This window comes from Aliifodinibius sp. S!AR15-10 (genome assembly GCF_031569985.1).
Taxonomy (GTDB): Bacteria; Bacteroidota; Rhodothermia; order Balneolales; family Balneolaceae; genus JAMQKA01.
This window is the reverse complement of sequence record NZ_JAMQKA010000067.1, coordinates 23,205-29,353: the sequence shown is the minus strand read 5'-3', so window position 1 is coordinate 29,353 and position 6,149 is coordinate 23,205. Positions and strand designations below refer to the sequence as shown.

At 46.3% G+C, this 6,149-nt stretch carries 6 protein-coding genes; all 6 read right to left on the bottom strand.

The genetic code is table 11. The annotated features are described in order from the left end of the window. Positions 1-339 precede the first annotated feature (339 nt). Positions 340-1,992, bottom strand: a complete 1,653-nt coding sequence (locus NC796_RS24610) for an arylsulfatase (RefSeq protein ID WP_310688476.1) — start codon at positions 1,990-1,992, stop codon at positions 340-342. A 27-nt stretch (positions 1,993-2,019) separates the two neighbouring features. After that, complete coding sequence (locus NC796_RS24605) at positions 2,020-2,904, bottom strand: amidohydrolase family protein (RefSeq protein WP_310688475.1); 885 nt, start codon at positions 2,902-2,904, stop codon at positions 2,020-2,022. Positions 2,905-2,969: 65 nt separating this feature from the next. Beyond that, positions 2,970-3,713, bottom strand: a complete 744-nt coding sequence (locus NC796_RS24600; protein ID WP_310688474.1) for a hypothetical protein — start codon at positions 3,711-3,713, stop codon at positions 2,970-2,972. 29 nt (positions 3,714-3,742) lie between these two features. After that, the gene (locus NC796_RS24595; protein WP_310688473.1) at positions 3,743-4,489 is read right to left on the bottom strand and encodes a hypothetical protein; all 747 of its coding nucleotides are present in this window, start codon (positions 4,487-4,489) and stop codon (positions 3,743-3,745) included. 53 nt (positions 4,490-4,542) lie between these two features. Further along, complete coding sequence (locus NC796_RS24590) at positions 4,543-5,313, bottom strand: hypothetical protein (protein ID WP_310688472.1); 771 nt, start codon at positions 5,311-5,313, stop codon at positions 4,543-4,545. 12 nt (positions 5,314-5,325) lie between these two features. Continuing rightward, positions 5,326-6,129 carry a methyltransferase domain-containing protein gene (locus tag NC796_RS24585; protein ID WP_310688471.1) on the bottom strand — a complete coding sequence of 268 codons (804 nt, stop codon included), beginning with the start codon at positions 6,127-6,129 and terminating at the stop codon, positions 5,326-5,328. Between the last annotated feature and the right edge of the window lie 20 nt (positions 6,130-6,149).

Below are 6,149 nucleotides of genomic sequence, written 5' to 3'. Positions count from 1 at the left end.
CGAGCTAGATTGATCAGCAAAGTAGCCTCTGTAACGCTATTACAGTACATCAATTGGCAAAACGATCAACCCATCAATCGTATTAAACATGCATTAGCTGTTTAAGATTAACCCCTAAACGCGTAATCTAAACCTTTTAATTTACTAAAACTATTCAGAATGACCCATCTCGTCACCCTGCAAAATGGCCCCAAAGTAAGAAGGCCAGAAACCAACAAAGGCAATTAGCATTAATATTAGGGCCATTCCCATATAAAAATAAGGTAGCAGCTGATTTTTTGTTGGATTCGCGCTTTTTTGATTTAAAAGAGTCATAAAAATGAGTTAAAAGTTAGATAGTCAGAACATTTCTCTTACTTTATTTTCCTTTTTATACTCCTCCCATTCCTCAAATAATTCTTGGAATTTCTCTGGATGCTTATCCTTCACATTATGCTTCTCAGATGGATCCTGCGCGAGATTATACAATTCAAAGTTTGTTTTATCGCCCCATTCACTCCCAGGTGGTTTTACCAGTTTCCAGTCGTCCTTCCGTACTAAAACGCGTCCGGAGCGTTCCATTACCCATGAGTTATCACTGCTCGCTGTTTTTACTTTGTCCTGAAGAACCGGGGTGAGCGATGTACCCACCAACGGCCGGATAGGAGAACCATTCAGAGAATCAGGATATGATATGCCGGCAATCTCATAAAAGGTTGGGGCCAGATCTGTTAAAGTGACAAAACCATCGTAAATTTCTCCTCGCCTCTTCATTGTTGGGGCCCTGATGATCATGGGGGCTACAATACCGCCCTCATAGGTATATCCTTTAAAATACCGAAAGGGGGCAGACCCTGCCTCTGCCCACGGGGGACCATAGGAGACAAAGGAGGTGGGACTTCCCATATTTTCCAGACTGTTATCATATTTGGACTGCAGGAAGTCATCCCTGGGATCGTTATAGAAATCCTCTCCCGCGGCGCCATTATCACTCATGAAGACAATGACGGTTTTTTCATATTCGCCTATATCTTTCAACATTCGTATTAACCGACCTATATGATGATCGAGATTATCAACCATGCCTGCGTAAAGTTCCATCTTACGGGCTTCTCGCTCTTTTTCCTGTGGATTTAGCTTCTCCCACTGCCTAACCTCATCATGCAATGGTGGTAACTCATGACCATCGGTCACCATGCCCGCTTCTTTGAGTGAGGCTAAGCGCTGCTTGCGCAGCTTCTCATAGCCCTGGTCAAAGTCACCTTCATATTTTTGCCAAAACGAATTTTCGACTTGCAGCGGCCAATGGGGAGAGGTATATGCCGCATAGGCGAAAAAAGGTTTGTCACTGTCTTTATATTCGTTTATATACTTCATCATACTATCCGTATATACCTGGGTCGAGTACCCATCCTCCGGCCAGCTGACAGGTTGACCATCTACGCTGTAATCCGCGGTACTGTAGCTCTGGGATAACCCAGTATTATTGTAATGGTTGGCCGCGCCCTGATGCAGCACAAATGAACGATCAAACCCTTTGCTTGGGGGAAGCTGACCTTCCCCGGTTCCCAAATGCCACTTTCCTGTCATATATGTTTGGTATCCGGCCTGCTTTAGAAGCTGGGGAATGGTTGCGATGCGATCCGTCAGATGGCCCTCATATCCCCAATATTCTGTATTCCTGAATTGGGAGCCCATGCCGGCTACGTGGTTGTCATTACCGGATAGTAACATTGCCCGCGACGGAGCGCATATGGATGCCGTATAAAACCGGCTGAACCGAAGGCCTTCGTCGGCCAGTTGATCCAGATTGGGAGTATTAATATTGCTTCCATAGCTACCGAGATCGCCGTAGCCGAGGTCATCGGCGACCAGTAGCAAAATGTTTGGTTGGTGCGTATCTTTTGGTGGCTGTGCTTCTACATCTGAATCTAATACGCTTTGTGCCTGGATGTCCGTTGATCCAGCCACTATCGCGATTATTATGATCAGGGATATAAGTCGGTATTTCATAATGGTATAATGAATTTTTCGACTTTTTTAGTAATCAAATTCAAAGAAACCGGCCGCATTGTCGTAGAAAATGGCGTTTTTTTGCTCCTCGCTAAGGAAGTCGGCACTCTCAATGGCATTGACGAAAAGTTCAATCAACTCCGGCCATAACATCTGATCCGAACCAAACATGATGCGATCGCCAAAACCTGCATCAATCAGTCCCTTCAGGTACCGATGCAGTTCCTTTGGAGGCATAGTAATACCGACGTACACCTGGGGATGGCTTTCCATCAACTCTATCATATCTTGCATGTGAGGATAGCCGGCATGCATGATATACACTTTTAGGTTTGGGTATTGCTCCAAGACTTCTTTCATAGCCAGCGGCGAACATCCATCCGTAAAGGATTCTGGGCAGGTTACAGGCAAATCATTAATGTGAATACCAACGGGTACGCTTTCGCGCTCCGCAAAAGACCAGAGCGGGTCGAGAATCGGATCGCTCGGAGCAATACCCGAATACTGGGTGAGAACTTCGCCAATCACCTGGAAACGTCCCTGCTCATACCAGGTGGGAAGCGAGTCTATATAAGCCCGAAGTGAATCCCCCTTAATATCCCAGGGTATCCATTGGCTGCGAATAATGCGATCCGGGGCGGCTTCTTTAAATTGGGTCAACCGTTCTTCATCACCGCTGGTTATGGCTGTTGTGATATTAAAACGCTCGAGCTGTTCAATCGTCTGATTTCGCAGTGCCTCAGCACTCGTCGGGCGCTTGTAGCCCATCAGGGTATCCCAGTGAGCGGGTACTATATCAAGCTCTAATGCATGAAGTTGAGTGTCGATTACTTTTTGGTCCTGCGCTTCCAGGGAAGAAGTCCCTAAAATGGTAACGAATATGACGACGAGGGGTATAATTCGGCATTTCATGATGAATTAAATTTTGATTCATATTAACTCTCTATTCCATCCCACTGTTAAGAGGTTATTTATGACTAACCAAGCAGATTAATTATGATGAGGAATACCGCTAAAAATCCCATGCCGACTAGTGTTGCATTGCGCATTCGGTGTTCAGTGTAGATATCATAAGCAATGGGAGGGGCCATCATAATAGAGATCCCGATATTGTTACTCCAGGGGCCCAACAGGTATTCCATACGACTGGTGGCGGGTACGGCCAGCAAAATCGTCGCAAAAATCATGTACCGCTTGTGCTCTTCCGGTTGCTTTCGGTAAAACAGGGCCAGCCCTACCAACATGGCAAAACCCAGAAGAGCAAACCAAGGCGCTAGGGTCGCCATGACGATGGCACGCCATTCCGCCCATGTCACCAATTCCTTTGAGACAGCTGCTTGAATCTGCGTATAGATGATCAGGCTTCCCGCCATGAGTACAGCTGCGGCTAACACACCGCCCACCTTCTTACCGACGGCCATATGCTTGCGTGTCTTTGCCCTTGCCACAAGAATAGTCTGCGTAAGGAGAAGAGTCATCCATCCAACAAATACGATAGCGTGGATGTGGATCACCCAGTCGGCCTCCACAAGACCTGATCCTGAAATTTCTTTATCCATTAGGAGTTGCATGCCGTAGGTACTACCAAAGCCCAACAAGACGAAGAGCATCAAAAAAAGGGCCATACCCACGAAAAAAAATCTCAATAACGGCGACGACTCATTTTCGGAATTGTCAATGTTAGAAGTCGATTTCGTCACAGCGGAATCCGATGAATTCATAGTTAGCCATTCTTTTTTAGATATTTAGTCTACCCGATGAGATCCAGCAGGTCGAATATTATTACTGCTCCCCACACAATTGCCGTACCGATGAGTGTGGATTTGTGTATTCTCCCTGCGCTAAAGAGATCATAGCCGATGATCGGGGCAACCATTAAGAATGTGCCGATTTGACCTGGCCACGGGTCCGGGCCCAGCAGATAATTCATGCGGCTTGTGGCAGCTATGACCAGGGTAATGGTCGCAAAAAACATATATCGCTTGTGTGGTACCGGCTGGTAACGGTTGCGAAGTCCCAGGTAAAACAGGATGGAAAAATTAATGAGCGCCACTATAGATCCTGCAAGGAAACGAAGCATAATGGGCCATTCGGCCCAGGTGGCGATCCCTTCCCTGATAATAGCGGAATCCTGTACTACGACAATGATCACACCAGATATCACTACTGCAACGGCCGCACCAATACCCAATGTTTTGCCAATGGCCATATGCTTCTGAACCTTGCCACTTGCTATCAATGCTGCTTGAACTATTAACAGCAATACCCATCCGCCAAATACTACGCTGTGCATGTGGAGCGCCCAGTCAGCCTCAACGACTCCCGCCCCGGAGATCTCTTTACCCAGCAGCAGCTGCAGGCCATAGGTGCTGCCAAACCCCAATACAACGAAAAGCATCAAAAACAGGGCCATTCCCACGAAAAAGTATCGGCTGAGGTATGCAGGATTCTTGGTGTTCTTAATGGCATCGCTCTCTTTTGAAATTGAAGAATTCATAATTGGTAACCGTTTACGGTGATTAGTGAGAATAATCTCATGGATAGCATCCTTTATAAAAGAGGAAGGAGTAGGGTCCGCAGCTTATTTGCCAGCATTTCAGATAAAGATTCCCAGCCTGGGGAGGCAAAGAAATACAGGGTGGAAACAGTTTCCAGAGCGATCAATGTGGTTCCCCAAATGTAAACAGGATGAATTCGGTTCGTTCTCCACCTGTCGTGCCCAATAGCTAACAGGGCCGGGACGAACGGCAAACCTAACGCAAACGTAATTTGGGCTGGCAAACCGGGTATGAACCGCATCAGGCGCTCTGCTGGTGCAAAAAGTAATACCACTGTAGAAAGGATCATCAGGCGCTTGTGCGTCTCCGGCTTTGAGCGGTAAAAGATACCCAAGCCGAACAGGAAGGAAAACGTTATAACATCCCCGAAGGCAATGGGGAAAAAATTGATAAAATCCGCTAGTGTCTCAAATTCTGTACCAATGGCTGGGGATATGACTCCAAATGAAAGTACTAATCCCACTAAGATTACTAATGCTCCCCAAAGTATTCCGATTCGCTTACCCACCCAAATGTGTAGATCTGTACGATTCTTGTAAACGAATGCTGTCTGTGCAATGAAAAGCACCATCCATAGTGTAAATATTGCGCCATGGATGTGAATCAACCAATGAAAATTGACCTCCCCGGTCAGCATGGGCCACCAGTAGGTATGCCAGAAACCCCCGACGGCGATCAGGGTCATGAGCAGGGCCAGCCCCAAGAACACTCGCGTACGGCTATTTACTTTAATATTTGAGGGGTCTTCTTTTGGGATGGCCATAGTCTAAAACTCCTAATAATGTTTATGTGAGATTAGGTGATAAGGCATAGTAAATGCTATGCTACCGTCCCCGTTGATGTATTCGCCAAGTTCTGATTTAGTTTGTTTGATCACCTCTTCCACCTGGTCATCCCCAAGCTCTATTCCAGCCAGAGGGAACCAGCCCTCAACATCGGCAAGTACCAGAGATCTAACATCCGGCCAAACGGCATTTAACTCTCCACTTGTTATGCGGGGTGATTCTAGCCCACTTTCGAGCAGCAGTGAATTTAGCTCTTGAATATCACCCAATTGAAAAGGCGAGGATAAAAAATGTACTTTATCCTCGTCCACAAAGTCAGCGTATATGCTTAACAATTGTTGGTAGGCAGGGATATGCTCCAGCGAATTAAAAACCGCGATGTATAATCGACCCTGTGAAGTCAAAATTCGAAGCATTTCCCGGATGGCCGTTTGCTTATCCTGGAAGAACATCAAGCTAAACTGGCAAAAGGTTATATCAAAGGAATTATCTTCAAAAGGGAGCTCTTCAGCTATTCCTTGTTGCCATTCCAAATCAGGGGCAAGTTGCCTGGCAACTGACAGCATACCGGGATTCATATCCAGCCCAACAACGCTCCCATTTTCTCCCACTTGCTTTGCTGCCGTCCTAGCCAGGATCCCCGTTCCACAGGCGATATCCAATACCCTTTGTCCCGGGGTTATACCGGCATGAGATACGAGCTGCTCTGAACACTCTTTAAACATTGCCGGAACCAGGTATTTTTGATAGGACTCAGCAATCTGTTGAAGTTCTTGTATGCTTAAATCACTCATAAGAATTGGTCATAATTATT

Coding starts and splice junctions, on each gene's coding strand:
- NC796_RS24610 (WP_310688476.1), bottom strand. CDS start 1,992: ATGAAATACCGACTTATATCCCTGATCATAATAATCGCGATAGTGGCT.
- NC796_RS24605 (WP_310688475.1), bottom strand. CDS start 2,904: ATGAAATGCCGAATTATACCCCTCGTCGTCATATTCGTTACCATTTTA.
- NC796_RS24600 (WP_310688474.1), bottom strand. CDS start 3,713: ATGAATTCATCGGATTCCGCTGTGACGAAATCGACTTCTAACATTGAC.
- NC796_RS24595 (WP_310688473.1), bottom strand. CDS start 4,489: ATGAATTCTTCAATTTCAAAAGAGAGCGATGCCATTAAGAACACCAAG.
- NC796_RS24590 (WP_310688472.1), bottom strand. CDS start 5,313: ATGGCCATCCCAAAAGAAGACCCCTCAAATATTAAAGTAAATAGCCGT.
- NC796_RS24585 (WP_310688471.1), bottom strand. CDS start 6,129: ATGAGTGATTTAAGCATACAAGAACTTCAACAGATTGCTGAGTCCTAT.